The organism is Brevundimonas sp. AVps7 (genome assembly GCF_058681545.1).
Genome location: NZ_CM178742.1, coordinates 2,203,700 through 2,228,020, shown reverse-complemented (window position 1 = coordinate 2,228,020; position 24,321 = coordinate 2,203,700). Strand labels below are relative to the sequence as shown.

Genomic DNA, 24,321 nt, shown 5'->3' with positions numbered 1-24,321 from the left:
AACCTTTGCGACGGCGCTTCGCATGGCGCGCTCGCGTGTTATCCGGGGACGAACGGAGAGACGCCGATGCTGAAGGTCTGGAGAACACGCGAGGGCGAAGGCGGCCGGGCTGCGGGCGCATTTCAGTTCGAGCGGCTGACGGTGAAGGTGACGCGCTGGCGCGTGGTCCTGGCCGGCGTCGGGATCGGCGCATATGCGCTGGGCCTCATCGCCATGGCGCCGTCGGAGATCATCGTGGCGCGGTCCTCCAACGGAGAGAGGCAGGCGGTCGGGACCATCTGGGCGGGTGAACGGGCCATGCCGGGCGGGTTCGGAGCGCGCTGGGCGGTGATGCCGTTCAGCTCGATCCTCCACCTGTCGGGCGCGCTGCGGCTGGGTCTGCGCGGGCCGGACACGGCGGCCACGTCACAGGTGCTGGCGCGGCCGGGACGGGTGCTGGTGCGCGACCTCGAGGGGACGGGCTCGATGCGGTTGCTGAACGCCGCGGCGCCCGGCTTGCCGTTCGCATGTTCGTCGGTGATGCGGTTCGACGTGGCGCGGCTGTCGATCAAGGGGACGCCGGAAGGGGCGGGGACGATCGCCGTCTCGCCCGGCGACTGTGCGCCCACGGGCGGCGGGGCGTCGACGCCTTTGCCGGCGTTGAACGGGACAGTCTCGGCCGACGGGGCGGCGACCACGGTCGTGTTCGCGCGGGCGGACTCGGCGGCCGAGGTGATGAAGGCGCGGGTGCAGGCGGACGGCGGACTGACGGCCTCGATCGAGCCCGGCGGCGTCGGCCTGATCCCCGGCGTCGGCGCGCCGGTGTCGATCGAGACCACGCTGTAGGCGGTCTGGCTCACAGCCCGGCGAGGTTGTTGAGGTTCACGATCGGCATGAGGATGGCGAGCACCATCAACAGGACGATGCCGCCCATCACCAGAAGCACGCCGGGCTCGACCAGCGAGACGAGGGCCTGGACGAGCGAGTCCAGCTCCTGCTCCAGGTCCTGGGCCGCGCGTTCGAGGCCGTGGCCCAGCTTTCCCGACTGTTCGCCGGCCGCGACGATGGCCAGCAGCAGGGGCGGGAAGACGTCGGCCTCGGCCATGGCGCGGCGCAGGGACGAGCCCTCGCGCACCCGGGCCGCGACGAGGATGGCGCGTTCGCGGGCGAAGCGGTTGGGAGTGACGGCGGCGGAGGCTTGCAGCGCCTCGACCAGAGGCACGTCGGACTTGACGAGGGTGGCCAGCGATCCCGCGAACCGGGCGGCGTTCAGGTGCTGGACGAAGCCGGCGAAGGGCGGGGTCTTCAGCAGGAATTCGGCGAAGCGGCGGGCATTGGCTGGGACGACCAGCCAGCGGTTCCAGGCGATCCCGGCGACGACGAGCGCGATCAGCACATAGACGCCGAAGGTCTGGACGAAGGCCGACAGTGCGATCAGGGCCCGCGTGAGGAAAGGCAGTTCGGCGCCGCGCGAGACGAACACTTTCACGATGTCCGGCACGACATAGATCATCATCAGAGTGATCATCAGCAGGGACACGCCCGCCAGCAGGGCCGGATAGAGCAGGGCCAGCTGAACCTTGCGGCGGGCCTTCTCCTGATTGCCGACGAACTCGGTCAGGTGGGCGAGCACAGTCGACAGCTTGCCTGACTGTTCGCCGGCGGCGATCGAGGCGCGGTAGAATTCGGGGAAGACCTTGGGGTGGCGAGCGAGGGCGGCGGCGAAGCTGCGGCCTTCCAGGATCGCCGAGCGCACGTCGGTCAGGACCACGCCGATGGGCTGGCCCTCAGTCTGCTGGGCGGCGATGCGCAGCGCCTCCTCGATGCGGATGTCCGAGCCGATCAGGGTCGAGAGCTGGCGGGTGACGGCGGACAGGGTCTTCGAGCTGATGCCCCGCTGGAAGATAACGATGCCCCTGGACAGGTCGGTCTTGCGACGCTCTCCGGCCAGGGCGACGGCGGTGGGGAGCAGGCCCCGGTCGCGGACCAGCTGGCGCGCGCCGACATCGGAGGCGGCCTCGATGGTCCCCTTGTGCGGGCGCCCTTCCGCATCCACGGCCTGAAAGGCGAAGACGGGCATCAGGCGTCCTCGCGGACCACGCGGGCGACTTCCTGGACGGAGGTCTCGCCGGCCAGGGCCTTGGCGGCGCCGTCTTCCAGAAGGCCCGGACCGCGCTGGCGGGCGAGACGGATCAGGTCGGCCTCGGCCGCGCCGTCGTGGATGGCCTGCTGCATCTCGCCGTCGATCTCGATGACCTCATAGACGCCGAGCCGGCCCTTGTAGCCCTCGCCCCGGCACTCGGGGCAGCCGACGGGGCGGAAGATGCGGGCGCCGATCGGGACCACGCCGCCGGTCATCTCGCTGTCCGCCGGGGTGGCCTCCGCGGGCGACTTGCAGTGGGGGCAGAGGCGACGGACCAGACGCTGGGCGATCAGGCCGGACAGCATGGGGGCCAGCAGGTAACGCTCCACGCCCATGTCGATCAGCCGGGTGACGCTGCCGACGGCCGTGTTGGTGTGCAGGGTCGACAGCATCAGGTGGCCGGTCATGGAGGCGCGGACGGCGACCTCGGCCGTCTCGTGGTCGCGGATCTCGCCGACCATGATGACGTCGGGGTCCTGACGCAGGATGGCGCGCAGGCCCCGGGCGAAGGTCAGGTCGATGCGGGCGTTGACCTGCATCTGGCCGATGCCGTCGAGCGCGTACTCGATGGGATCCTCGACCGTCATGATGTTGCGGCGACGATCGTTCAGCCGGGTCAGAGCCGAATAGAGGGTGGTGGTCTTGCCCGAGCCGGTCGGGCCGGTGACGAGGATGACGCCGTGCGGACGGGTGATCATCCGCTCGAACGCATCAAGGTCGCGGGGGCTAAAGCCCAGCTGTGCCAGATCCAGAGAGGTCGAGCCCCGGTCGAGCAGACGCAGGACGACGCGCTCGCCGTGCTGGGACGGGATGGTCGAGACGCGGACGTCGACATCGAGGCCGCCGATGCGCAGGGTGACGCGGCCATCGTGGGGGACGCGCTTCTCGGCGATGTCGAGACGGGCCATGACCTTGATGCGGCTGACCAGCAGGGGGGCCAGGGCGCGGGCGGGCTGGAGCACCTCGCGCAGGACGCCGTCGATGCGGAAGCGGACGACGAGCCGCTTTTCCTCGGCCTCGATATGGATGTCGGAGGCGCCGTCGCGGATGGCCTGGAGCAGAAGGGCGTTGATCAGGCGAACGACGGGGGCGTCGTCGCGGCTGTCCAGCAGGTCGTCGACGGCGGCGGCGTCCTCGGCCAGGGCGGCGAGGTCGTCCTCCGAGGCGGCATAGTCGGCGGCGGGCGCGGCCTCGCCTCCCGTCTGTTCGCGCAGGATGGCGTCGAAGCGGTCGTCGTCCACGGCCTCGAAGGCGATGTCGCCGCCATTGACGCGGCGGACCTCCAGCAGGGTCTCCAGCGTAGCGCTGCGACGGTGCAGGCAGATCGGTCGGTCTCCGCCGCGCAGGATCATGGCGCCGCGCCGGCGGGCGAAGCCGTAGGCGAGGCTGGCGGCGGGGGCGGCGGTGTCTTCGTCGAGGCTCATGGTTGAAGTACGCGCAGGGTGACGTCCACGACGCCTTCGGAGGCGCCGCGCCGGATGTTGACGCTCGACAGGGTCGCGCCGGAGGCTTCCAGCGCCGCCAGCCAGGGGATGACGGCGTCGTAGCGGGCGCCGGTGACACTGACCTCGGCCGAGCTCTCGTCGCCGGTGACGTTGGGGACGATGCCGAAGGTCGCGGCCTGGACCGGAATGGCGGTCTGCAGCGGACCGGACAGGGACGTGGTCGGGGCGACCACGCCGCCGGCGGTGCGGACGTCGACCATGACCTGTTCATAGGCGGCGATGCGGCCGATGGCCGTAGCGCGGGCGTCGAGCAGGGGGCACAGGATGGCGAACCAGACGATGGCGATCACCAGGACGCCGCCAAGGAAGGCGATCAACGCCTGTTCGCGACGCGAACGCGACGCCATCCAGGCGGCGGCGTTGTCGAGGGCGGGGGAATTCATCCGGCGCCTCCGGGTGTGATCTGGATGGTGGCGTTGAGGCCGTTGGTCGCCTGGGTCGCATCGACGGCGGCGGGCGCGCCGGTCGCGGTCAGGCCCGAGGCGTTCAGGGCGGCGACGGCGCGGTCAAGGGTCGCGGCGTCCGAGACAGCCACGCCGAGATCGAGCGACCCGGGCGCATAGACGGCGGAGTTGAAGGCCACGGCGCCCGCGCCCGGCAGGGCGCCCGAGGTCTGGGCCAGCAGGCGGGTGAACGGACGGACGCCGCCCCCGGCCGAGGGCAGAACGCGACCGGCTGCGGCGATCAGATCGTCCTCGGCCGCGATCTGGGGCGCGACGGACTGGAGTAGGGTGCGGGCCTCCGCCTCCTTCTTCTCCGCCATGGTGTGGAGCAGCAGGGTGTCGATGCCGAGGATGCCGATGTGAGCGAGGACGCCGATCCCGGCGACGAGGGCGATCGTGCGGGCGGCGGTCGGGGCGCCGGAGCGGGTGGCCGCATAGACGCCCTGACGCAGGTCGAGCGGCGGCAGGACGGCGACCGTCTCTCCCATCGAACCGAGCAGGGCGGCCTCGTGCTCCACGCCATCGGCCAGGGCCTCGGGCAGGGGATCGCCGACCGTCTGAATCCTGGGCTTGCCGGCGGCGGTCCAGGCCGCGTCGATGGCCGACAGGGGCAGGGCGAAACCGGCGCCGTTGTCGGTGCGGACGAGGGCGCGGTCGCCTTCCGCCTTCACCACCCATGCGCCCGGTGACGGCATGGGCAGGGTCAGGGCGTCGGGCAGCAGGATCGACACATCGAGCTCGGCCTCGGCCAGCAGTGTGATCCACGACTGCATTCGCGCGTGGCGGACCACCCCGGCGATGTGGCGGCGGGGGCCGACCTCCATGCCCAGGGCGAAATGCAGGGTCGCCAGCGGCTCGCCGACGGCGTCCTCCAGCGCATAGGCCAGGTTGGCGACCCGTTGCGCCCGCGTCGGGAACGGCAGGTCGACCGTCAGGGTCAGGACGTCTTCCGAAGGGACCAGAACCGTCGTCGGACCGGCGTAGGACCGATCGACTGCTATGATTCTGTCATCGACGATGCGCCATAAGCCTCGGCTCGGAAGGTTCGAACGGGCGGGTCGACCGAGCATTGGCGAAACTCAATAGAAGGGCGTGGTCGGAGGCGTTGACCCGGTCTATAGCAGCGAAAACAAGCCTGTCGCCACTGGCTGCGTTGTCGAGAAAAAGTGTCATGATTACTTTGTCCGAGCGTCACAAGCTTAACCGTCGTCTTGATACGCGCCGCGCCGGTCTGACCCTGGTGGAGATGATCGTGGTGCTGGCCATCATCGCCGTGGTGGCCGTTCTGATCGTGCCGAATGTCATCGGCCGCCCGGACGAGGCGCGGGTGACCGTGGCCAAGACCGATCTGAAGACCGTCGCCACGGCCCTGCGGATGTACCGGCTCGACAACGGCGACTATCCGACGACGCAGCAGGGGCTGGCCGCCCTGGCGGGTCGACCGACGTCGCCGCCCGAGCCGCGCGCCTATCCGGCCGAACCCTATCTGACCGAGGTTCCCACCGATCCGTGGGGCAAGGACTACATCTATCGCAGCCCCGGCCTGAACGGCCCTTACGACCTGTTGTCCTATGGCAAGGACGGCGAAGAGGGCGGCGAGAAGCTGGACGCCGACCTGACCGAACGAACGCGCTGATGACCGCTGTCGGGGGACAGATATTGAAGCGTCGGTCCGGCATGACGCTGGTCGAGATCCTGGTGGTGCTGGCCATCGTCGGGGTGATGGCGGGCGTCGTGACGCTCGGCGTCGGCGCGGCCGATCGCGGCATGGGCGTCGAGACCGAGGCCAACCGTCTGGCGGACCGGCTCAGGCTGGCCGCCGACGACGTGCTGGTGACGCGCCGGCCCCTGTCTCTGGCCTTCGACGGCGAGGGGTATGTCTTCGTGCGCGGCGACGCGGGCGCGACGGGCGTGGTCGACGCCCTGGCCGAGCGACACGCCCTGCCGGACGGCGTCCGGATGGTCGGGCTGGGCGTAGCTTCCCCCGTGTCGATCGACCCCGACGGCGCACAGCCGGTCGCGGCCTTCGGTCTGGCCAAGGGAGACCGACGCTGGCGCGTAACCTTCGACGGACTGAACGCCGTGGCCGAGCCCGTGAGCGAAGAGGCGCCGGCATGAGGCGGCCTGTTTCGATCCGGGAGGGTTATTCCCTGATGGAGGCGCTGGTCGCCCTGTTCATCCTCGCCATAGCGACGGTCGGGCTGACGCGCGCGACCCAGGCCCATGTCGACGGCGTGCGCGGGCTTGAGCAGCGGGTCGTGGCCCAGTGGGTGGCGGAGAACCGCCTGGTCGAACTGAACCTGGAAGGCCCTGCGCAGACGCCGGACGTGTCGGTGGTTCGCATGATGGATCGCGACTGGGACGTGCGGGTCGCACGCCGGAACACCGACGATCCGGACCTGGTCGCCGTGGACGTCGCCGTCTCGCCGGCCGGGTCGGGTCGTGAGGCCGTGCGCCTGTCGGGCTTCGTCGATCGGGGAGTGTCCGCATGACCCCCGAACGCAGGGACGAGATCGCGCTGAGGGTCGTCAGCGTCGTGGTGACGGGATCGTTGGCTCTGGCGCTGGCGGGCCTGACCTGGCGGCTGACCGGATGGGACGACGGCCGGGACAAAGTAGCCGTGGCCGGGACGCTCGCGCCTCCGGGCGGAGCCGCGGCGCCCGGCGCGGACGCTGACGTGGCTCGGATCGTGTCGCTGGCGCCGTTCGGCGGGGCGGCGGCGGCCGGCGGCCTGCCGGCCTCGACGCTGGGCCTCGTGCTCAAAGGCATACTGATGGCGTATCCGCCCAGCGCCTCGACGGCGCTGATCGCGGTCGGCGAGGGACCTGCGGCCATCTATGGCGTTGGCCAGACGCCGGTCGGCGACGCCGTGATCGAGTCCATCGAGGTCGACCATGTCATTCTGACCTCGGGCGGTGCGCGCCAGCGACTGGACTTCCCGGAGCCTGTGGCGGTCGATCCGGCCACCGTGTCCGGCGCGACGCCGGGAGCCGGGATCACCGTGACGCCGGTTCAACCTGCGCAGTCGCCGGAAGCGGCGGCGGCGCTCGCCATGTCCTCACCCGTGGCCAGCGCGGCCGCAGCGGCTCAGCAGGCGCCGCGCGTCGCCGATGCGGGGGCCACGCCGAACGTGGCTGCAGCCGCGGGAGCCGCCGGTGTGACCGCGACAGCCGCCGGCTATCGCATCGGCCCCAATCCTTCGCCCGAACTGCGTCGCTTCGGCCTGCAGCCCGGCGACGTGATCGAGACGCTCAACGGCCAGGCGGTCGGCGGGGCGGCCAACGATCAGCAGCTCATCGAACGCGCCCGGTCCGCCGGACAGGCGCGCGTTGTCATTCTTCGGGAAGGCCGCCGCCTGACCGTCAACCTTCCCCTTCGCTAGGAGCCCGGCGTGACGAAGTTTCTCCGCCTGACCACCACCAGCGTGCTGGCCCTCAGCCTCGCCGCCGGCCCCGTGGCCGCTCCCTCATTGGCCCAGACCGTCGCTCCGGCGCCGGTCGCCATGCAGGACGTGGTCATCAACATGCGCGGCGCCGACATCAAGGACGTCGCCGAACAGGTCAGCCGCATCACCGGCCGCACCCTGGTGCTGGACCCGCAGGTGCAGGGTGTCGTGAATGTGGTCTCGGCCGAACCGCTGAGCCGCAACGGGGTGTGGGAGCTGTTCCTGTCGGTACTGCGAACCTCGGGCTTCGCGGCCGTTCGCAGCGGCAATGTCTGGCGCGTGGTGCCCCAGGCGACCGTGGTCCAGAGCGGTGCGTCGGAGACCGGCGCGGCCAGCTCTAACCAGCAGATCGTCACGCGCCTGATCCGCCTGCGGAACCTGCCCTCGGATCAGGCTGTGCGGGCCTTGCGTCCTCTGGTGTCGTCCTTTGGCGCCATCGAGCCCCTGACCGAGCCGAACGGCGTCGTCGTCACCGACTACGCCGAGAATATCCGCCGCGTGCAGCAGCTGGCCGCAACTCTGGACCAGGGCGGGGGGACATCGTTCGACAGTATCGCCCTGCGCCATGCTTCGGCGACCGAGGTGGCGGCGTCGGTCAGCGCCCTGCTGGGCTCGGACGCCGGCGGTCCACGCGTGACGGCGGACGAGCGGTCGAACGTCCTCCTGATCCGCGGCGACGCGGCCGATCTGGCCCAGGCCCGGTCGATCGTGCAGGCCCTCGATACGCCGGGCGGGGCGACGCCGGTGACCCGGGTCGTGCGTCTGCGGAATTCCGACGCGGAATCGATCACGGAGATCGTGCGCGGTCTGCTTGGCGGGGAACCGTCGGCGACCAATCCTGTGGCGCGGTCGCTGCGCAACAATACGGGCCTCGCCAGCCTCAGCGCATCAAACCGCGACACGGCGGCCCAGGCAGCCAGTGCGATGTCGTCGTCGGGCGACGGCGCGGCGGCGGCCCCGGCAGGGGCAGCGGCGCGGCCTGAAGGCTTTACCGCGGACGGCGTGACGGTTCAGGCCTCGCCCGAGCTGAACGCCGTCGTCATGCGGGGTCCGCCGGCGACCGTGGACATGCTCGAGGACGTCATCAGCCAGCTCGACCTGCGTCGCGCCCAGGTGAAGATCGAGGTCGCCATCGTCGAGATCACCGGCGAACTGGGCGAACAGATCGGAGTGCAGCTGGGCCTCGGCGGGGCGGTGCCGGACGACGGCGTCATCGGCGGCACGGGCTTCTCCAACGCGGGGACGGATCTCGGCACGGTGTTGACGGCGCTCGGCTATCCGGCCGGGCGTCTGCTGGGCGCGGGCCTGTCGCTGGCGGCGGGGTCGGAGGGCGACTTCGGCCTGCTGCTTCAGGCCGTGGGCACCAACAACGCGGCCAACCTGCTGTCCTCGCCCAGCATCACGGTTCTGGACAACGAGGCGGCGGAGATCGTGGTCGGCCAGAACGTGCCGTTCCGCACCGGCAGTTTCGCCACCGACGGCAACTCGACCAACCCCTTCACGACCATCAGCCGCGAGGACGTGGGCCTCACCCTGCGGGTCGTGCCGCGCGTGCACGAGGGCGGGGTGGTGCGTCTGGAGGTCTCGCAGGAGATTTCATCCCTGGTCCCGACGGCCGTGATCGGCGCGGCGGATCTGGTGACCAACCGGCGCAGCCTGCAGACCTCGGCCCTGGCCGACGACGGCGAGACCATCGTGCTGGGCGGGCTCGTCACCGACGACCGCCAGACCGCCAACAGCCGCGTGCCGGGTCTGGGCAGCCTGCCGCTGGTCGGCGCGGCCTTCCGTTCGCGCCGTGACAGCCAGACGCGCCGGACCCTTTTCATCTTCCTGAAGCCGACGATCCTGCGCGACAGCGCCTCGGTCGCGGCTGATGCGCAGGACGCCTACGACCGGCTGCGCCGTTCGGAGCCGGTGCGGCTTGATCCGACGCGGCCCGAGCCGATCGCGCGCGATCCGCGTCTTCAGCCCGAGGTGGACGAGGTCTTCTAGCCGCGTTTTTCGTTGAAGCGAGGAATGACGAGGTCCGGATCCGCCTCGGCGCCTTCCGGCGGTCGGGCGAGGGGCTGGCGCTGGTCCGTGATCCGCAACACGGGCGCCGCGATCCGTGTCCGTTCCTCGGCGCGGCGGTAGACGGTCTGGCCGCCGAACAGGGCCCCGGCGCCGGCCAGCGCTCCGCCGAAGAAGATCAGCAGGGCGGTGAACGCCCCATCCCACCAGCGGTCCTTGCCATAGATGGCGGTGGGGGCGGCGGCCGTGGCGGCGGGGACCGGCGGGCGCGCCGTGACCGGCTCGGCCAGGGTCATCAGCGATCCGCCGCGCGCCAGCATCATCGGCACATTGGCGCGCGGGATGACGGCATAGGCGCCCGGGGCGGTGCGCATCAGGGCGATGTCCTGGTCCAGCAGGGCGGCGCCGAAATCCTTCAGCAGGGCGTCCGAGGAATACCAGCCGTCGGCGCGGAAGGTGACGATGCCGTCGATCGCCGGATCGATGGTCAGGTCGTAGGCCAGGGCTCCGCCGACCACATCCTGGGCCGCTTCGGCGACGGGGGTGTCGGTGAAGCTGAAGACATAGAACTGCAACGGCTCGGCGGCGGCCGGGATCGGCGCGGTCGCGGGCGCCCGGGCGAGCGCCGGGGCGGCGACCAGCATGAAGACGAACAGGGCGGGGCGGAGCAGACGCATCGGGAGTCTCGATACCATGCCGACCTCATGCGGACCTAAGACGACAGGACGATGAAATCGCGCCCCGCCTCGTCTAGGGTGATCGGGCACGAACCTCACCGTGCGATTCAGGAGACCGACGTGGTCCAGGTTCCCGGCGCCGCCCGACGCGCCGCCGCCTTCCGCCGAATGCGCGACGCCCGCTCCAGCGAGGTCGCGGAGGACTATGTCGAACTGGTCGGCGACCTGATCGCGGAGACGGGGTCGGCGCGGCTCACCGATCTGGCGGACTGCCTCGGCGTCGCCCCGGCGACGGCGGCCAAGGCCCTGCAGCGACTTCAGCGCGATGGACTGGTGGAGACCAAGCCCTATCGGTCGATCGCCCTGACGCCTGAGGGCGAGACGATGGCGGCGGCGTCGCGCGAGCGGCACCGGATCGTGCACGAGTTCCTGATCGCGCTCGGGGTGACGGGAGAGACCGCCGAAGCCGACGCGGAGGGCATCGAACACCACGTCAGCCCCGAAACCCTGACCCTGTTCGAAAGCATGACGAAGCGGCTGCGCGAGGGCGGCTAGGGCCGCCGGCCACACTCCGTCTTGCGCAGGCGCCTAGTAGACGTCGCGGCGGTAGCGGCCTGTCTCGACGAGGTCGCGCAGGGTCTCGAGGCCGAGGGCGGTTTCCAGCGCGGCGTTCACCCCGCCGGCCATGCCTTCGAGGCTGCCGCAGACATAGAGGACGGCGCCGCGCGCGACCCAGTCGCGGACGGTCTGCGCCTCGGCGTCGATCACGGCCTGCACATAGCGGCCGTCGCCGGGGTCGCGGGAGAAGGTTCGGTCCAGCCGGGTCAGGGTCCCGTCCGCCAGCCAGCCCTGCAGTTCGGCGTCGTGGAAGCTGTCGTGGGCGGCGGTGCGCTCGCCGAACATCAGCCAGGCGCCGCCGCTTGTTCCGGCCGCGGCGCGCGTCTTCAGGTGCGAACGAAGCCCGGCCATGCCCGTACCGTTGCCGACCAGGATCATCGGGGTCGCCGCGTCCGGGCCGTGGAAGGCGCGGTTGGCGCGGAGACGCATCGGGGCGATCTCTCCGACCTGCAACGTCCCGGTCAGCCAGCCGGAGGCGAGGCCGGGGGCGCCGTCCGGTCGACGGATCAGGCGGATCAGGAACTCGACGCGGCCGTCGGCGGGCAGGGAGGCGACGGAGTATTCGCGGTGAGCCAGGCCGCCCTCGGGCGAGGGAACGCCGACCTCGGCGATGTCGCCGGCGACCCATTGCAGGACGCCGTCGACCGGCTCGAACGCCAGATGCCAGGCGCCCTCGCCGGGGCTGCCGGGGTTCAGCAGGCGACGCTCGACCAGACGCCAGTCGGCATAGGCGGGCGGGGCCCAGTCGGGGGCGGCGACGCTGCCGGTCAGGCGGCTGAGCTCGCCCTGCCAGTGGCGAATGGCGGCGGCGTCGCCGTTGTCGACCTCGACCGGGTCGAACAGGGGCTGAGCTCCGGCGGAGCGGAGCCAGCCGTCCAGCGCGCGGCCGAAACCGCAGAACTCCGAATAGGTCCGATCGCCGAGGGACAGCAGGCCATAGCTGACGCCCGTCAGGTCGGTCTGGCCCTTCATCACCTTGCGGACGAAGCCGGAGGCGCTGTCAGGAGCGTCGCCCTCGCCCGTGGTCGAGGCGATGAACAGGACGCGCGCTGCGGCCGTCAGGTCGGCGGACTCGATGTCGGCGAAGGACTTCACCTGCACCGACTGGCCGGCATCGGCGAAGGCCTTCGCGGTCATCCCGCCCAGTTCGTCGCCGAACCCGGTCTGGCTGGCCACGGCGATCAGGGTCGCGCCGGGCTGGGCGGCCGGTGCGGGCTTCGCGCGGAACCGCCAGATCGTCCAGCCGGTGAAGACCAGCCAGGCGACGACGGTCAGAGCCGCCCAAAGCCAGCGGACGGAGTCGTCGCTCACGCGGCGTCGTCCTCGTCCATCATGGCGACGAAGGCGGGGGTCAGATGTTCGACGACGCCGTCGGCCGTGCGGACCACCATCTGGGCGGCGAGACCGTAGGCCTCGGCGAGGCCCGGACCTTCGTTCGGGCCCATCACGGTCAGGGCGGTGGCCCAGGCGTCAGCAATCATGGCGCTGGCGTGGAAGACGGTGACCGAGGCCACGCCGTTGTCGATCGGCCGGCCGGTGCGGCCGTCGATCGTGTGCGGATACAGCCGGCCGTCGTGCTCAAAGGCGCGACGCCAGTCGCCGGAGGTGGCGACGGCGATGTCCACGAGCGCGGCGACGGTGCGGGTCGAGGGGGCTCCCGGCGGCTCCTCCAGCCCGATCCACCACGGCTGGCCGTCCGGCTTGACGCCCTTGCCCAGCATCTCTCCACCGATCTCGACCAGATGCGAAGTGGCGCCCAGACGGGTCAGGGCGGCGGAGACGCGGTCGACGGCATGACCCTTGGCGATGCCGGAGAAGTCCAGCTTCATGCCGCCGGGCTGCATAGCGCCCCGCGCATCGCGGTTGAGGCGCAGCTTCTGCCAGCCGCTGACGGTCAGGGCCTCCGCGATCTCCTCGTCCGAGGGAAGGACGGCGCCGATACGCGGACCCGGAGGGCCGAAGCCCCATAGATCGACCAGTGCGCCCAGGGTCGGATCGACCGCGCCGTCGGTGTCGTCTGCCAGGTTCATTGAGGCTTCGAGCACCGTCCAGAACGTCTGCGACAGCGCCCAGATGCCGGTTGGCGCGGCGTTGAAGCGGGAGATTTCGCTGCTGCGCTCCCAGGGGCTGAAGACGGAGACGACCGCGTCCAGTTCGGTCTGGACGGCGGCGGTCAGGGCCGCATCGTCGAGCCCGGCCGGAGCGACGGCGCGGACCGACCAGGTCGTGCCCATGGTCGCCCCGCCCAGACGCCGGACGTCATCGCCGGGCGGCCGGGACGGCGGAGCGTCCATCGGCGGGATCAGGACGCGGGTCGCCGACCGCTCGTCCGCCTCGCGGAGATCGAGCGGCGGCGGGGCGCCGCGCGACCCGCTGCGGGTCAGGGCAGGACCTGCAGGACGGCCGTGTATTGTGCCGAGGCGACCGGCGGGCCGTTGCGGCCGCCGCCGGCCGGCGCCGACGGGTCGCGCCACGCGGTGTTGACCCAGTACAGGCCGGCTTCGGGCCAGGTGATCGAGACCTTGCCGTCGGCGTCGGTCTTCGCGGCGATCTCCTCCGGGTTGTCGCGGTACTGCAGGCCGCCGCGCGCCACGATGACGTCGGCGTTGGCGTAGGGCTGGCCGTCGCGAAGGAACTGGAACGTGCCCGCCTCGCCAGCGACCAGATCGTTCGGGTGGGTCACCGGGACCATCTCGATGCCGACGCCGGTCGGCGCGAAGACGGTCACGGTGGGTTCGCCGAGGGTCACGAAGGTCTCCAGGCGGTTGGCGCTGAAGGCCGAGACGACGTCGGTGGCGCCGGCCGGGATGTTGGCGGCCATCTCGGCCTGGGGCCCGCGCCACCGGCCGGGTTCGCCGTTCAGGGTCCAGGCGGCGTTCATGCCCGCCGAGGCATTGGCGATCTTCCAGGTGCCGGGCTTGTTGATCTCGACGTCGAAGGTGGTGCGATAGGCGCCCTGCATCAGGTTGGCGGCCGCGCCGGCCGAGCCGTCGGGCGCGGTGATCGACAGGGTCTGGGGCGACAGGCGCAGCGGGGCGTGGTCGGCGATGAAGACGCCGTTCGAGGCGCCGGCGTCGAAGGCGACCCAGGCGGAGTCGCCCGACAGGACGGTCGAGGACGGCATCAGCCAGCCGCGGTGCGCCTGGGCGGGCATGGGGGCGGCGACGGCGGCCATGACAGCGAGAGCGGGGAGGATGAACTTCTTCATTGCGGCTGATCCTTAGCGGGTGACGGCGACGCGCACGGCGCCCAGTTCGGAGGTTCCGGCGGCGGAGGCGGTGTTGGCGGCGCCGCCCCAGGTGAAGGGCACGCGGACGATCTCGCGGCCGCCCTGTTCGCGTGCCGCTTCGACGACGACGACATACTGGCCGGCCGGAAGGGCGGACATGCGGCCGGCCGGGGCGGTGATGGTCTGGCGGCCCGGCGCCCGGGTGGGGCCGGTCACTCCGTCGATCGGCAGGGTGGTCGCGCGACCACCCTTGCGCCACCAGGTGCGGATGTCCTTCAGATACTGTTCGCCGTCGCCGTCGCCGCGCGCCGTGGCGCCGGCTTCGTACCACAGGCCGATGGTGTGCATCGGAACCTGATCGGCCGCGCGCTCGATCCACAGTGCGACATAGGGGCGGTGGTAGGCGGCGGTGGCGATCGTCGGCACCTCCACCGTCACCGTCAGGTCGGCGGCCAGGGTCGGGGCGGCGATCGCGGCGGCGCCGGCGGCAAGGATCAGGGGCAGGGGACGCATTGGGGGAGAACTCGTCAGTGGATGAAGATAAGGGCGATGATGACCGGGATGGCGATGCCCAGCCCGACCAGGGGCCAGGTCGAGGCGCGGGTCCGGGCGTGCAGCCAGAGCAGGGTCAGGCCGGTGACGGTGAAGACGATGCAAGCCACGGCGAAGACGTCGATGAACCAGTACCAGACCGGACCGGTGTCGCGGCCCTTGTGCAGGTCGTTGATGTAGGCGACCCAGCCGCGGGTCGTGGTCTCGCGCAGGGCCTCGCCCGAGGCGCGGTCGATGGTGACCCAGCCGTCGGAGCCCGGACCTTTCAGGGCGACATAGATTTCGTCGGGCGCGGTCTCGGTCGGCTTGCCGGCGACGGAGACGTCCAGCTCCGAGGAGACCCAGCGGGCGATGGCGCCGGGCACCGGATCGGTGGTCTCGTCAGGGAAGTCGGACAACCGGGCCAGCAGGGGGGCGGGCAGGGTCGCGGTCAACTCCACCGTCACCGGCTCGGCCGGGATCTGGGCAGCGTGGTTCAGGGTGATGCCGGTAATCGCGAACAGCAGCATTCCGGCCAGGGACAGGCCCGCCGAGATCCAGTGCCAGCGATGCAACTCCTTCAGCCAGAAGGCGCGGGCGCCGTTCATCGAGCGCGCGCGGGGCGCGGCCTTGTCGACAGGTTTTGCGGCGGCGTCGGTCACGGACGGGCTGTGCCAAAGCTGAGAATGATTTGCAAGTGCCTCGACCGAGGTTCGCTTGTTGCAGGCAGTCGGGCGACACGGCGAATCCCGGCTGATAGGGTCCCGAAGTATCGACGAGGAGCAACCTGATGCGGCGTATCGGTCTGGCGGCGGCGATGGCGGCGTGTCTGGCGGGGCCCGCATGGGCACAGGCGTCCGATCCGGTCGAGGCCGTGGACGTCTTCATCGGCACGGCGGGCAAGGGTCACACCTTCCCGGGGCCGGTCGCGCCGTTCGGCATGGTCCAGCTGAGCCCCGACACCGACTACCGCTATTTCCGCCAGTCCTATGACTGGGCCTCGGGATATCGCCACGACGACCCGACCATCATGGGGTTCTCGCATACCCATTTCTCCGGCACCGGCCACTCGGACCTCGGCGACGTCCTGATCACGCCCCAGACGGGCGACGTGGTGAAGTGGGACGTTGGCGACGTCGCCACGCCCGGCTCGGGCTACCGCTCGCGCTACGACAAGGCCTCCGAGACCGCCGAGCCCGGCTACTATTCGGTCCAGCTCACCGACACCAACGCCCGCGCCGAGCTGACGACGGGCGTGCGCACCGGTCTGCACCGCTACACCTTCGCGGAAGGGGAGCGCGCGCGGGTGCTGCTGGATTTGCGCAACTCCATCTACGACTATCCGGGCAAGGTCCTGTGGTCGCGCATCCGGGTGCATCCCGACGGGACAGTGACGGGCTTCCGCGAACTGCGCGGCTGGGCGCCGGGGCGTCAGCTCTATTTCGCCATGCGGTTCTCCGCCCCGATGGTCGGTCACGAGATCCAGAACCGCGAGACCGACGTCCCCTACAACGGCTTCCGCCAGCCGGGTCGGGCGCTGGATGACCGCCAGCAGGTGCAAGGCCGGGCGCTGGAGGCCGCGTTCGACTTCGGCACGCTCGACGGCCCGCTGCTGGTCAAGGTCGCCATCTCCTCGGTCGACGAGGCCGGGGCGATCGCCAATCTGGAATCGGAGGGCGAGGGCTTCGACTTCGACGCCCAGCGCGCGGCGACGCGCGCGGCCTGGACCGAGGCGCTCGGCGTCGTCGATATCGAGGCCGAGCCCGAGCTGCGGACGACCCTCTACACCGCGCTCTACCACGCCCTGATCGCGCCCTCGGTCCACTCCGACGCCGACGGTCGCTGGCGGGGGCCGGACAATGCGGTGCACAGGTCCGGCTTCACCGTCCACTCGACCTTCAGCCTGTGGGACACCTTCCGGGCCGAGCATCCGCTCCTGACCCTGCTGGCCCCGGCACAGCGCAACACCGATATCGTCAACTCGCTGATCGCGGCGCAGCAGGTCAGCCCCTATGGCATCCTGCCGGTCTGGTCGTTCCACGGTCAGGAGACCTGGACCATGATCGGCTATCACGCCGTGCCGGTGATCGCGGATGCCTACCTGAAGGGCATCCCCGGCATCGACGGAAACGCGGCGCTCGACGCCATGGTGGCCTCGGCCACCTACCGTCCCTACGGCGGGCTCGGCGACTATATGGACCTCGGCTATGTCCCCATCGACCGCGAGCCGGAGGCGGCGTCCAAGACGGTCGAATACGCCTATGACGACTGGACCATCGCTCGCATGGCCGAGCGTCTGGGCCGGACGGACGTCGAGACCGAGTTCGACCGCCGCGCCGGCTTCTGGAAGAACACCTGGGATCAGGAGACACGTTTCGTCCGCGCCCGTCTGGCCGATGGCTCCTTCCGCGAGCCCTTCGATCCGGTCGCGATCAACTATGGCTCCGACTACACCGAGGGGAACGCCTGGCAGTATTCGTGGTTCGTGCCCCAGGACATGGCCGCCCTGGTCGACGTCATGGGCGGCGACGAGGCGACGGTCGGCAAGCTCGACGCCATGTTCGACTACGACAACTCCGGCCTCGACTATTCCCACGCCGAGGACATCGCCGGCCTGATCGGCCAGTACATCCACGGCAATGAGCCCAGCCACCACTCGGCCTATGCCTATGTCTATGCCGGCCAGCCGTGGCGGACGCAGGAGCGGCTCAAGCAGATCGTCGAGAGCCAGTACCACTCCCGCCCCGACGGCCTGGCCGGCAATGACGACGTGGGTCAGATGTCGGCCTGGCTGATGTTCACGGCCCTGGGCTTCTATCCGGTGACCCCGGGCTCGGGGCAGTATGTGATCGGCCGCCCGTTCACCGTGCGCACGACGCTGAACCTGCCGAATGGTCGGAGGTTCGTGATCTCTACGGCCGGGCTGGCGGAAGGGAACCGCTACATCCAGTCGGTCACCCTGAACGGCCGCCCGCTGGACCGGACCTGGATCGGGCATGACGAGATCACCGCCGGGGGCGAACTGCACTTCGTCATGGGCGCTGAGCCGAACCGGACCTGGGGCGCGGGCGAGGCGGCGCGGCCGTATTCGATGTCGGCGGAGTGAGGGGAATCAACGCCGAAGAAAACTTTCTATTCGACGTCGAAAACCTGATCTGGTCAGTGCTGGCGGGACGTGTGCTGCTCCGAGCGCGCCTTGGTATCGCGGCGCCCTATAGTGCGCGGTCTCGGTTCTCGGAGAGAGCGAACACCGGATTTCGTCCGTTTCGTCCGTTTCGTCAGGGTGTTTTTCGTCCGGACTAACGGACGAAGCCCTGCAGCACATTGGCCTCGGTCGACAGGACCAGCCGGTCGATGTCGATCCGCTTCGGCTCGGCGAACATCAGGTAGTAGTATTTCATCTGCTCGGACCACCAGTAGCCGGGGCAGTTGTCGCCCTGTGCCATCGGGCGGGTCGTGATGTCGGTCAGGGCCGTGTAGCCCCAGGCCGCCTTCGAGCTCGCTTTCATGTTGCGATAGTGGGTCGCGGCGATGGCCCGGTAGCGGTCGTCGCGGTCGTGCTGCCACAGGTTCAGCGCCGCATCGGCCACCTCGGGCCTAAGGCCGGTGCGCAGGGTGCGCGGGCGGGCGGTGGTGACGTCTGTCGATTCGGGGACGATCAGATACCGCTCCTGCATCGTCGTGTAGGTCTTGAGGAAGTCGTCGCCCTCGGCCTTGAACCCGGCCTGACCCAGCAGCCCGGCCAGATAGGCGCCCAGCACGGTCTGGGACGTGCCCGTCACCTCACCGGTCTCGAAGTCGACCATCGGGAACCACAGAAGGCCGTCGTAGCGCCTGCCCTGATGGTCGATCATGGCCTCAAGGCACTGCTCCGCAGCCAGCTTCAGCTCCGCGTCGCCGAACAGTTCCGAGGCGTCCCACAGGTATTCGTAGAAGCTGTCGGCATAGACATCGATCGAGGCGTTGCGGCTGATGAACTGGCCTGTCTCGGCGTGGATGTTGGCCGCCATCAGCCCGATCGGCGAGCGCAGGTTCAGGGCGTGCATCATCGCCCGCCTGGCCGCCGCATAGTACCGCTCGTCGCCGGTCAGTTCGCCCAGCACCCCGAATTCGGTGATGTAGGTGCCGATCTCGGCGAGGTTGGTCTCGGGGTCGCGCACCGCTCCGGTCTTCAGGTTCACATAGCGATACGGCAGGCCGTGCGGCGAGGCGTCGAACGCCTTCAGCAGCCGGTCGGCCAGATCCTGGGCCTTCTCCAGCAGGACCGGATCGCCACAGGCGAGGAAGGCGGACAGCAGCCCGCCGACGAGCCGGATATTGGTCTCGAATACCTGGGCGTAGCCGTCGATGTCGAAGCTCAGGTTCGCCTTGACCCAGTCGACCCCGGCCTGGAACTCGGCGTCCAGCTCCATGATCCACAGGGTGTCCAGCGCCTCGACCAGCGACAGGCCCAGGTCGTGGCCTTCGATGAAGAAGGACTGGGACGTGCCGGAGACCGGATTGATCTCGTCCTTGCCCCAGGCGCGGTCGACATAGTGATCCCAAGCCCATTTGAACTCGGCCTTCACATCGGCGCCGAGCGCGGCCCAGTCCTCGGATTGCGCGAGTGCGGGCAGGGGAGCCAGACTGGCCAGCAGACCGCCTCCGGCCAGGGTCAGCGCCGAACGACGGTGCAGGGACAGGGTTCTCATCGCCGAACTCTCCGATTCACTCCCGCCGCACCATGCCGGTGGCTTCGGCGTTCCGCCAGCGGGGCCTGACATGGTCGAGGACTTGCTGTCATGGTGGCGGCGACGGGCGCCTTGGGGGGCGATTCCGATGCGGCCGATAACGAGCCTGCCGGGAGGGGACGACCATGACGGACACGACCATCGAGGCGCCGGCGGACCCCGACCACAAGGTCGACCGCAACGACCGGCTCGTGATCCTGGCCTCGTCGGTGGGGACGGTGATCGAATGGTACGACTTCTATCTGTACGGCTCCCTGGCGGCGATCATCACGACCCAGTTCTTCTCGGGCGTGAACGAGACGACCGGCTACATCTTCGCCCTGATGGCCTTCGCCGCCGGGTTCGCAGTGCGGCCGTTCGGGGCCATCGTCTTCGGGCGGCTGGGGGATCTTTGGGGCAGGAAGAACACCTTCCTGGTGACCATGTTGCTGATGGGCCTCTCGACCTTCGTCGTCAGCCTGCTGCCCAACTACGCGACCATCGGCATCGCGGCGCCGATCATCCTGGTGCTGATGCGGCTGTTGCAAGGTCTGGCGCTGGGTGGAGAATACGGCGGCGCGGCCACCTACGTCGCCGAGCATGCGCCTCCGGGCAAGCGCGGCTTCTACACCTCCTTCATCCAGATCACGGCGACGGCCGGTCTGATGATCTCCCTGCTGGTGATCCTCGGCGTGCGGTTCGCGGTGGGCGAGGAAGCCTTCCTCGACTGGGGCTGGCGCATCCCGTTCCTGCTTTCGATCCTGATGCTGGGCGTGTCGTTGCTGATCCGCCTGAAGCTGGCCGAGAGCCCGGCGTTCGCGAAGATGAAGGCCGAGGGCAAGGGCTCGACCACGCCGTTGAAGGACAGCTTCGGCAAGTGGCCCAATCTGAAGCTGGTGCTGATCGCCCTGGTCGGTCTCGCCGCCGGTCAGGCCGTGGTCTGGTACACGGGCCAGTTCTACGCCCTGTTCTTCCTGGAGCGGGTGCTCAAGGTCGACGGCGCCCTGGCGAACATGATGATCGCCGCGGCCCTGTTGCTGGCCACGCCCTTCTTCGTCTTCTGGGGCTGGCTGTCGGACAAGGTCGGTCGGAAGCCCATCATCCTCGGCGGCTGTCTGATCGCGGCCCTGACCTATTTCCCCCTGTTTCACGCCCTGACCGGGGCGGCCAATCCGCAGCTGGCGGCGGCCACCGCCTCGGCCCCGGTCAGCGTCTACGCCGACCCCGCCGACTGCTCGGTCCAGTTCGATCCGATCGGCAAGACGGTCTTCAACACGTCCTGCGACCTGGCCAAGTCGTATCTGGCCAAGGCGGGCGTCACCTATGAGAACGTCGCCGCCCCGGCCGGGGCGGTCGCCGAGGTCCGCATTGGCGAGGCGGTGGTCCAGAGCTTGCGCGGCGAGGCCCTGTCCACCGCCGACTTCAAGACGGCCAAGGCCGACTGGGACAAGGGGCTGGGCGAGGCGCTCGCCGCCGCCGGCTATCCGGCCAAGGCCGACAGCGCCCTGGTGAACAAGCCGCTGGTCATCGCGATCCTGTTCATCCTCGTCTTCTATGTGACCATGGTCTACGGGCCGATCGCGGCGGCCCTGGTCGAGATGTTCCCGACCAATATCCGCTACACCTCGATGTCGCTGCCCTACCACATCGGCAACGGCTGGTTCGGCGGCTTCCTGCCGACCACGGCCTTCGCCATGGTCGCGGCCACGGGCAATATCTACTACGGCCTCTGGTATCCGATCGTCATCGCCCTCGCCACGGCGGTGCTGGGCTTCCTGCTGGTCAAGGAAGGCAAGGACGTGAACATCCACGCCTGAGCCCCGAGGCGATGACGGGCGGGTTATCCGCCCGTCGGGGCGCTGCCGAAGTCGAACTGCGGATCCTGCTGACGACGGGGGCCGGAGCCGAAGGTCCAGGTCAGGCCGACATAGGCGGCGCGGCCGCCGAACTGTCGCTCCGTGCGGTCGCGGAAGGTCGGGGTGTCATAGGTGGTGACGTCGCCAAACTCGTCCAGAAGGTCACGGACGGTCATCTGGAAGGCGACGGTCTCGGTGAGTTTGCGACGGTAGCCGAGGTTGATCATGGCCCGGCTCTCGCGGGTCCCCTGCGCCTGAAGGGTGTCACCGTTCCACTGTCCACTGATCTGGAGGAAGTCCCTGGCTGTCGGCTGCCAATTCAGGTTCAGGCGACCCGAGACGAGGGTGCCAGACCTGTCCGTCGCTCCGGAGATGCCCGAGGCGTCGATCTCGGAGCGGTAGACATTGATGCTTGCGTTGTAGCGCAGCGTCGAGGTCAGCCGGCCGTTGGCGACCATCTCCACACCTGTATCGCGACGGGCGCCGAGGTTTTCGGGGCGGGTCAGGAGGACGCCGCCGCCCACATCCGTCGCGATCTCGGTGAATGCCTTGGTCGTTTCGCGATAGTATGCGGTCGCCTGATAGAAGGTCTGACCCGCCCGCATCTGCCACTGCAGTTCGAAGGCATCCGTCTCCTGCGGCTGCAGGTTCGCGTTGCCCGAGCGCAGGTTCAGCGGATCGACGTAGGACACGAAGGGGTTCAACTGGAAAGGCGCGGGCCGCTGGATGCGGCGCGAGTAGCTGCCGCGCAGGGTCTGGCTCTCGGCCAGTTGGTACTGAAGGTGCATGGTCGGGTAGGCGCGGAAATAATCCTGCGAGGCGCGCACGCCAGTCGTGATCGAGTTGACCTCGATGTCCGCCTGCTCCAGCCTCAGCCCGAACTGGGCCGACAGCTTCTCGCCGAACGGCCGTTCGTAGGTTGCATATAGGGCATGCACCGCCTGCTCGGCCTCAAAGCGGTTGGTCAGGCCGGGAACCACGACGGGCAGGCCCGAGATCGTTCCGCGCCGGACGACATTGTCCTGTTTCGGCTGTCGAATCTCCAGCTCATAGCCGAGACGCAGCTTGGCCAACTCCCCGATCGGCCGGACATAGGCGCTCTTCAGGAAAACGCGGGTGAAGGGACTGTCGGTCGTGACCTGTTCAGACGCCGTCGGGCCCGCGGGAACACCGGGCGTGGTGGTGCTCATCTGGTCGAGAGAGTTTTCGCCTCGGTCGAACTGAACCTCGTTGCTCCATTCGTGGCCCGCGTCATCGAACTGGTGCAGCACCCGCGCGGTCGCGCCATACCCTTCCCACCCCTGCTCGATGTCGCTGTCCCGGCGATATGATGACGCGACCCCGCCCGTGACGTTCTGCGCCTGGAACAGCTCCATGCCGTCGCCCGCATTATCGAACTGGCCGCCGCGCGCTTCCAGCGTCAGCAGGGTCTTGTCGGTCAGCCGATACTCCAGCCCGACGTCGCCGTAGTAGCCGTCGGAGGTGAAATCGACGTTCTGGTCCTGGGTGCTGGGCACGAAGCGGCCCGACGCTGTGTCGAGGCGCTCGCGCTCGCGCCGTATGACTTGCTCGCCCGTGTCGTGGCGCACGCCGAGATTGCCCGATAGCGTCATCCGCCCGGATGTGCGCGAGCCGCTGAAGCCCAGGTTCCAGCGTCCGTCCTCGCCGACGTTGGCGCTCACCGAGCCGGTCGAGACAGTGCCTGGCCGCGGCTGGTTCGGCTTGGTGATCAGGTTGATGACGCCGCCCGATCCCTCCGGGCTGTAGGCGGCGGACGGGTTGGTCATCACCTCGATCCGGGCATACTGGCCGGCCTGCATCTGCTGCAGGGCCAAGGCGCGCCCTTCACCAGACAGGACGCCGGAGGGGCGCCCGTCCACCAGGATGGTGACATTGCCGTCGCCGCGCAGGGAGACGTTGCCCTGGGGGTCGACATCGACGGACGGCACGTTCCGGAGCGCGTCCGCCAGGCTGCCGGTCGTGGCCTGCAGATCGTCGGCGAGGCTGTAGCTGATGGAATCGATCGAAGCGCGCACATCGGTGGTGCGGGCGGTGACCGTGACCTCGTCCACCGTCGTCGCCTCTTCCTCGGGCGTCACCTGCGGTGTCGCGGCCGTAGCGGGCCTGTTCTGCGCTGTCGCTGTGGCGGGCGTCGCCGCCTGGGCCAGCACCGGCGCGGCCGGGAGCGCGAGGGCCGTGGCGGCCAGCAGGCGCAACTTCAAAGACGTCATGATCAGAACCCCGTCGACCCGCTTGTCGGCATCGCCCCGCCTCACTCGGTCATTTCGAAGGTGAGCGGCATGAGCGCGTTCTGAGGTCTTGCTAAAAAGCACCCCGGACGACGATCAGGCGGGCGAGCGAGCCAGTGGCGGCGTGGGTAACATCCGTCTGGGGCAACCGACAGTTACATCGGCTTCATGACCTGGACGTGATGCCCTTGGCCGAGTTGGACGGCCGAACCCTAACCGTATTGCGCCGCCAACACCTCCGCGACATCTCCGATGAGGTCGACGGGGATCGGGTCCTTGTGGGGGAAGATCAGATTGCCCTTGGGCCCGCAATACGGCGCCAGTCTGGCCATCAGTTCATCAGGCCCATCCACTGGCGGGTAGACGCCGATGTGCCGCCTGAAGCCCGCGAAGTAGAAGAAAATGCGGCGCAGACGCCAGGCCGGCATCTTGTAGCCGATGCAGCGCGTCGCGCCCGGAACGCGACGTTCGACCTCGGCCTGGATCGCCAGGAGCCTTTCCCTGACGGCCGGGTCGCAGGCGGCGAAATGGGCGTCGTGTGTCGTGTCGTTCACGTCTCAATCTCCCGACGGCGCCGGCGACACTACGGCCCGCGCGCACGACCCGATACCGTTGCGACCTGTGTGTGTCCTCCCGTACAAAAATTACAAATCGAACGCATAGGATTTGCGTTCCCTTGCGTAACCCTATTGGTTGTCCAGGGGCGAACCGATGAACAACCTTGAGCAACTCACCACTCGAGAACGCCAGTGTCTGGTCGGCGTGGCGCAGCATCGCCAGTCGAAAGAGATCGCGCGCGATCTCGGCATCTCCTCAAAGACCGTCGACAAGCATATCGAGACCGCGTGCAAGCGACTGGGCGTCAGCTCACGCCGTGACGCGGCGCTTCTCTTGCTGCACGCAGGACTACGGAATGAACCCGTAGGG

General features: G+C 69.4%; 22 protein-coding genes and 1 pseudogene. 10 read left to right on the top strand and 13 right to left on the bottom strand.

What is annotated here, in order from left to right; translation table 11 throughout:
* The first annotated feature begins 66 nt into the window (after positions 1-66).
* Positions 67-825, top strand: a complete 759-nt coding sequence (locus tag ACW17Y_RS11100; protein WP_492035762.1) for a hypothetical protein — start codon at positions 67-69, stop codon at positions 823-825.
* A 10-nt stretch (positions 826-835) separates the two neighbouring features.
* Here ACW17Y_RS11100 and ACW17Y_RS11095 read toward each other — a convergent pair whose 3' ends face one another.
* The 4 genes from ACW17Y_RS11095 to gspL are packed head-to-tail and all read right to left on the bottom strand — an operon-like array spanning position 836 to position 5,140.
* On the bottom strand, positions 836-2,059 hold the full coding sequence (locus ACW17Y_RS11095) for a type II secretion system F family protein (protein WP_492035761.1): 1,224 nt from the start codon (positions 2,057-2,059) through the stop codon (positions 836-838).
* Positions 2,059-3,546 (bottom strand): type II secretion system ATPase GspE, encoded by a 1,488-nt coding sequence (gspE, locus tag ACW17Y_RS11090; protein WP_492035760.1) that lies wholly within the window; start codon positions 3,544-3,546, stop codon positions 2,059-2,061. Before gspE ends, ACW17Y_RS11095 begins: the two co-directional genes overlap by 1 nt.
* A complete protein-coding gene (locus tag ACW17Y_RS11085; RefSeq protein WP_492035759.1) occupies positions 3,543-4,010 on the bottom strand; it encodes a type II secretion system protein M in 468 nt (155 codons plus the stop codon). The genes gspE and ACW17Y_RS11085 overlap by 4 nt, the downstream gene beginning before the upstream one ends.
* Positions 4,007-5,140, bottom strand: a complete 1,134-nt coding sequence (gene gspL / locus ACW17Y_RS11080; protein ID WP_492035758.1) for a type II secretion system protein GspL — start codon at positions 5,138-5,140, stop codon at positions 4,007-4,009. Before gspL ends, ACW17Y_RS11085 begins: the two co-directional genes overlap by 4 nt.
* Before the next feature lie 101 nt (positions 5,141-5,241).
* Between gspL and gspG the strand changes: the two genes are divergently transcribed.
* Genes gspG through gspD form a run of 5 tightly spaced genes read left to right on the top strand, consistent with a single transcriptional unit; the run spans position 5,242 to position 9,507 of the window.
* A complete protein-coding gene (gene gspG / locus ACW17Y_RS11075; protein WP_492035757.1) occupies positions 5,242-5,706 on the top strand; it encodes a type II secretion system major pseudopilin GspG in 465 nt (154 codons plus the stop codon).
* Complete coding sequence (locus ACW17Y_RS11070; RefSeq protein ID WP_492035756.1) at positions 5,706-6,188, top strand: prepilin-type N-terminal cleavage/methylation domain-containing protein; 483 nt, start codon at positions 5,706-5,708, stop codon at positions 6,186-6,188. The genes gspG and ACW17Y_RS11070 overlap by 1 nt, the downstream gene beginning before the upstream one ends.
* The gene (gene gspI / locus ACW17Y_RS11065; protein ID WP_492035755.1) at positions 6,185-6,562 is read left to right on the top strand and encodes a type II secretion system minor pseudopilin GspI; all 378 of its coding nucleotides are present in this window, start codon (positions 6,185-6,187) and stop codon (positions 6,560-6,562) included. The genes ACW17Y_RS11070 and gspI overlap by 4 nt, the downstream gene beginning before the upstream one ends.
* Complete coding sequence (locus ACW17Y_RS11060; RefSeq protein ID WP_492035754.1) at positions 6,559-7,452, top strand: type II secretion system protein N; 894 nt, start codon at positions 6,559-6,561, stop codon at positions 7,450-7,452. The genes gspI and ACW17Y_RS11060 overlap by 4 nt, the downstream gene beginning before the upstream one ends.
* Before the next feature lie 9 nt (positions 7,453-7,461).
* Positions 7,462-9,507 carry a type II secretion system secretin GspD gene (gspD, locus tag ACW17Y_RS11055; RefSeq protein ID WP_492035753.1) on the top strand — a complete coding sequence of 682 codons (2,046 nt, stop codon included), beginning with the start codon at positions 7,462-7,464 and terminating at the stop codon, positions 9,505-9,507.
* Here gspD and ACW17Y_RS11050 read toward each other — a convergent pair.
* Positions 9,504-10,202, bottom strand: coding sequence for a hypothetical protein (locus ACW17Y_RS11050; RefSeq protein ID WP_492035752.1), 699 nt, complete (start codon positions 10,200-10,202; stop codon positions 9,504-9,506). The two genes, gspD and ACW17Y_RS11050, sit on opposite strands and share 4 nt — an antisense overlap.
* Before the next feature lie 120 nt (positions 10,203-10,322).
* Here ACW17Y_RS11050 and mntR point away from each other — a divergent pair, with 120 nt between their 5' ends.
* On the top strand, positions 10,323-10,757 hold the full coding sequence (mntR, locus tag ACW17Y_RS11045; RefSeq protein WP_492035751.1) for a manganese-binding transcriptional regulator MntR: 435 nt from the start codon (positions 10,323-10,325) through the stop codon (positions 10,755-10,757).
* A 33-nt stretch (positions 10,758-10,790) separates the two neighbouring features.
* Here the strand turns inward: mntR and ACW17Y_RS11040 are convergent, their stop codons facing one another.
* The 5 genes from ACW17Y_RS11040 to ACW17Y_RS11020 form a co-directional block, all read right to left on the bottom strand.
* The gene (locus ACW17Y_RS11040; RefSeq protein ID WP_492035750.1) at positions 10,791-12,131 is read right to left on the bottom strand and encodes a sulfite reductase subunit alpha; all 1,341 of its coding nucleotides are present in this window, start codon (positions 12,129-12,131) and stop codon (positions 10,791-10,793) included.
* On the bottom strand, positions 12,128-13,114 hold the full coding sequence (locus ACW17Y_RS11035) for an FAD:protein FMN transferase (protein WP_492038289.1): 987 nt from the start codon (positions 13,112-13,114) through the stop codon (positions 12,128-12,130). The genes ACW17Y_RS11040 and ACW17Y_RS11035 overlap by 4 nt, the downstream gene beginning before the upstream one ends.
* A gap of 86 nt (positions 13,115-13,200) precedes the next feature.
* Positions 13,201-14,028, bottom strand: a complete 828-nt coding sequence (locus tag ACW17Y_RS11030; RefSeq protein WP_492035749.1) for a DUF4198 domain-containing protein — start codon at positions 14,026-14,028, stop codon at positions 13,201-13,203.
* A 12-nt stretch (positions 14,029-14,040) separates the two neighbouring features.
* Positions 14,041-14,562, bottom strand: a complete 522-nt coding sequence (locus ACW17Y_RS11025; protein WP_492035748.1) for a DUF2271 domain-containing protein — start codon at positions 14,560-14,562, stop codon at positions 14,041-14,043.
* 14 nt (positions 14,563-14,576) lie between these two features.
* Positions 14,577-15,242 carry a PepSY-associated TM helix domain-containing protein gene (locus ACW17Y_RS11020; protein WP_492035747.1) on the bottom strand — a complete coding sequence of 222 codons (666 nt, stop codon included), beginning with the start codon at positions 15,240-15,242 and terminating at the stop codon, positions 14,577-14,579.
* Between the two features lie 128 nt (positions 15,243-15,370).
* Here ACW17Y_RS11020 and ACW17Y_RS11015 point away from each other — a divergent pair, with 128 nt between their 5' ends.
* Positions 15,371-17,686 carry a GH92 family glycosyl hydrolase gene (locus ACW17Y_RS11015; RefSeq protein ID WP_492035746.1) on the top strand — a complete coding sequence of 772 codons (2,316 nt, stop codon included), beginning with the start codon at positions 15,371-15,373 and terminating at the stop codon, positions 17,684-17,686.
* Positions 17,687-17,879: 193 nt separating this feature from the next.
* On the opposite strand, the gene ACW17Y_RS11010 is transcribed toward ACW17Y_RS11015, so the two are convergent.
* A complete protein-coding gene (locus ACW17Y_RS11010) occupies positions 17,880-19,271 on the bottom strand; it encodes a glycoside hydrolase family 47 protein (RefSeq protein WP_492035745.1) in 1,392 nt (463 codons plus the stop codon).
* A 164-nt stretch (positions 19,272-19,435) separates the two neighbouring features.
* Here ACW17Y_RS11010 and ACW17Y_RS11005 point away from each other — a divergent pair, with 164 nt between their 5' ends.
* Positions 19,436-21,106: an MFS transporter gene (locus ACW17Y_RS11005; protein ID WP_492035744.1), complete on the top strand. Its 1,671-nt coding sequence runs from the start codon at positions 19,436-19,438 to the stop codon at positions 21,104-21,106.
* 23 nt (positions 21,107-21,129) lie between these two features.
* On the opposite strand, the gene ACW17Y_RS11000 is transcribed toward ACW17Y_RS11005, so the two are convergent.
* Positions 21,130-23,376: a TonB-dependent receptor domain-containing protein gene (locus ACW17Y_RS11000; protein ID WP_492035743.1), complete on the bottom strand. Its 2,247-nt coding sequence runs from the start codon at positions 23,374-23,376 to the stop codon at positions 21,130-21,132.
* A 230-nt stretch (positions 23,377-23,606) separates the two neighbouring features.
* Entirely contained in the window at positions 23,607-23,948 is a 342-nt protein-coding gene (locus tag ACW17Y_RS10995) for an iron chaperone (RefSeq protein ID WP_492035742.1), read from the bottom strand.
* A gap of 157 nt (positions 23,949-24,105) precedes the next feature.
* Here ACW17Y_RS10995 and ACW17Y_RS10990 point away from each other — a divergent pair.
* Positions 24,106-24,225: pseudogene (locus ACW17Y_RS10990) on the top strand (LuxR C-terminal-related transcriptional regulator); the annotation flags it as partial.
* Positions 24,226-24,321 lie beyond the last annotated feature (96 nt).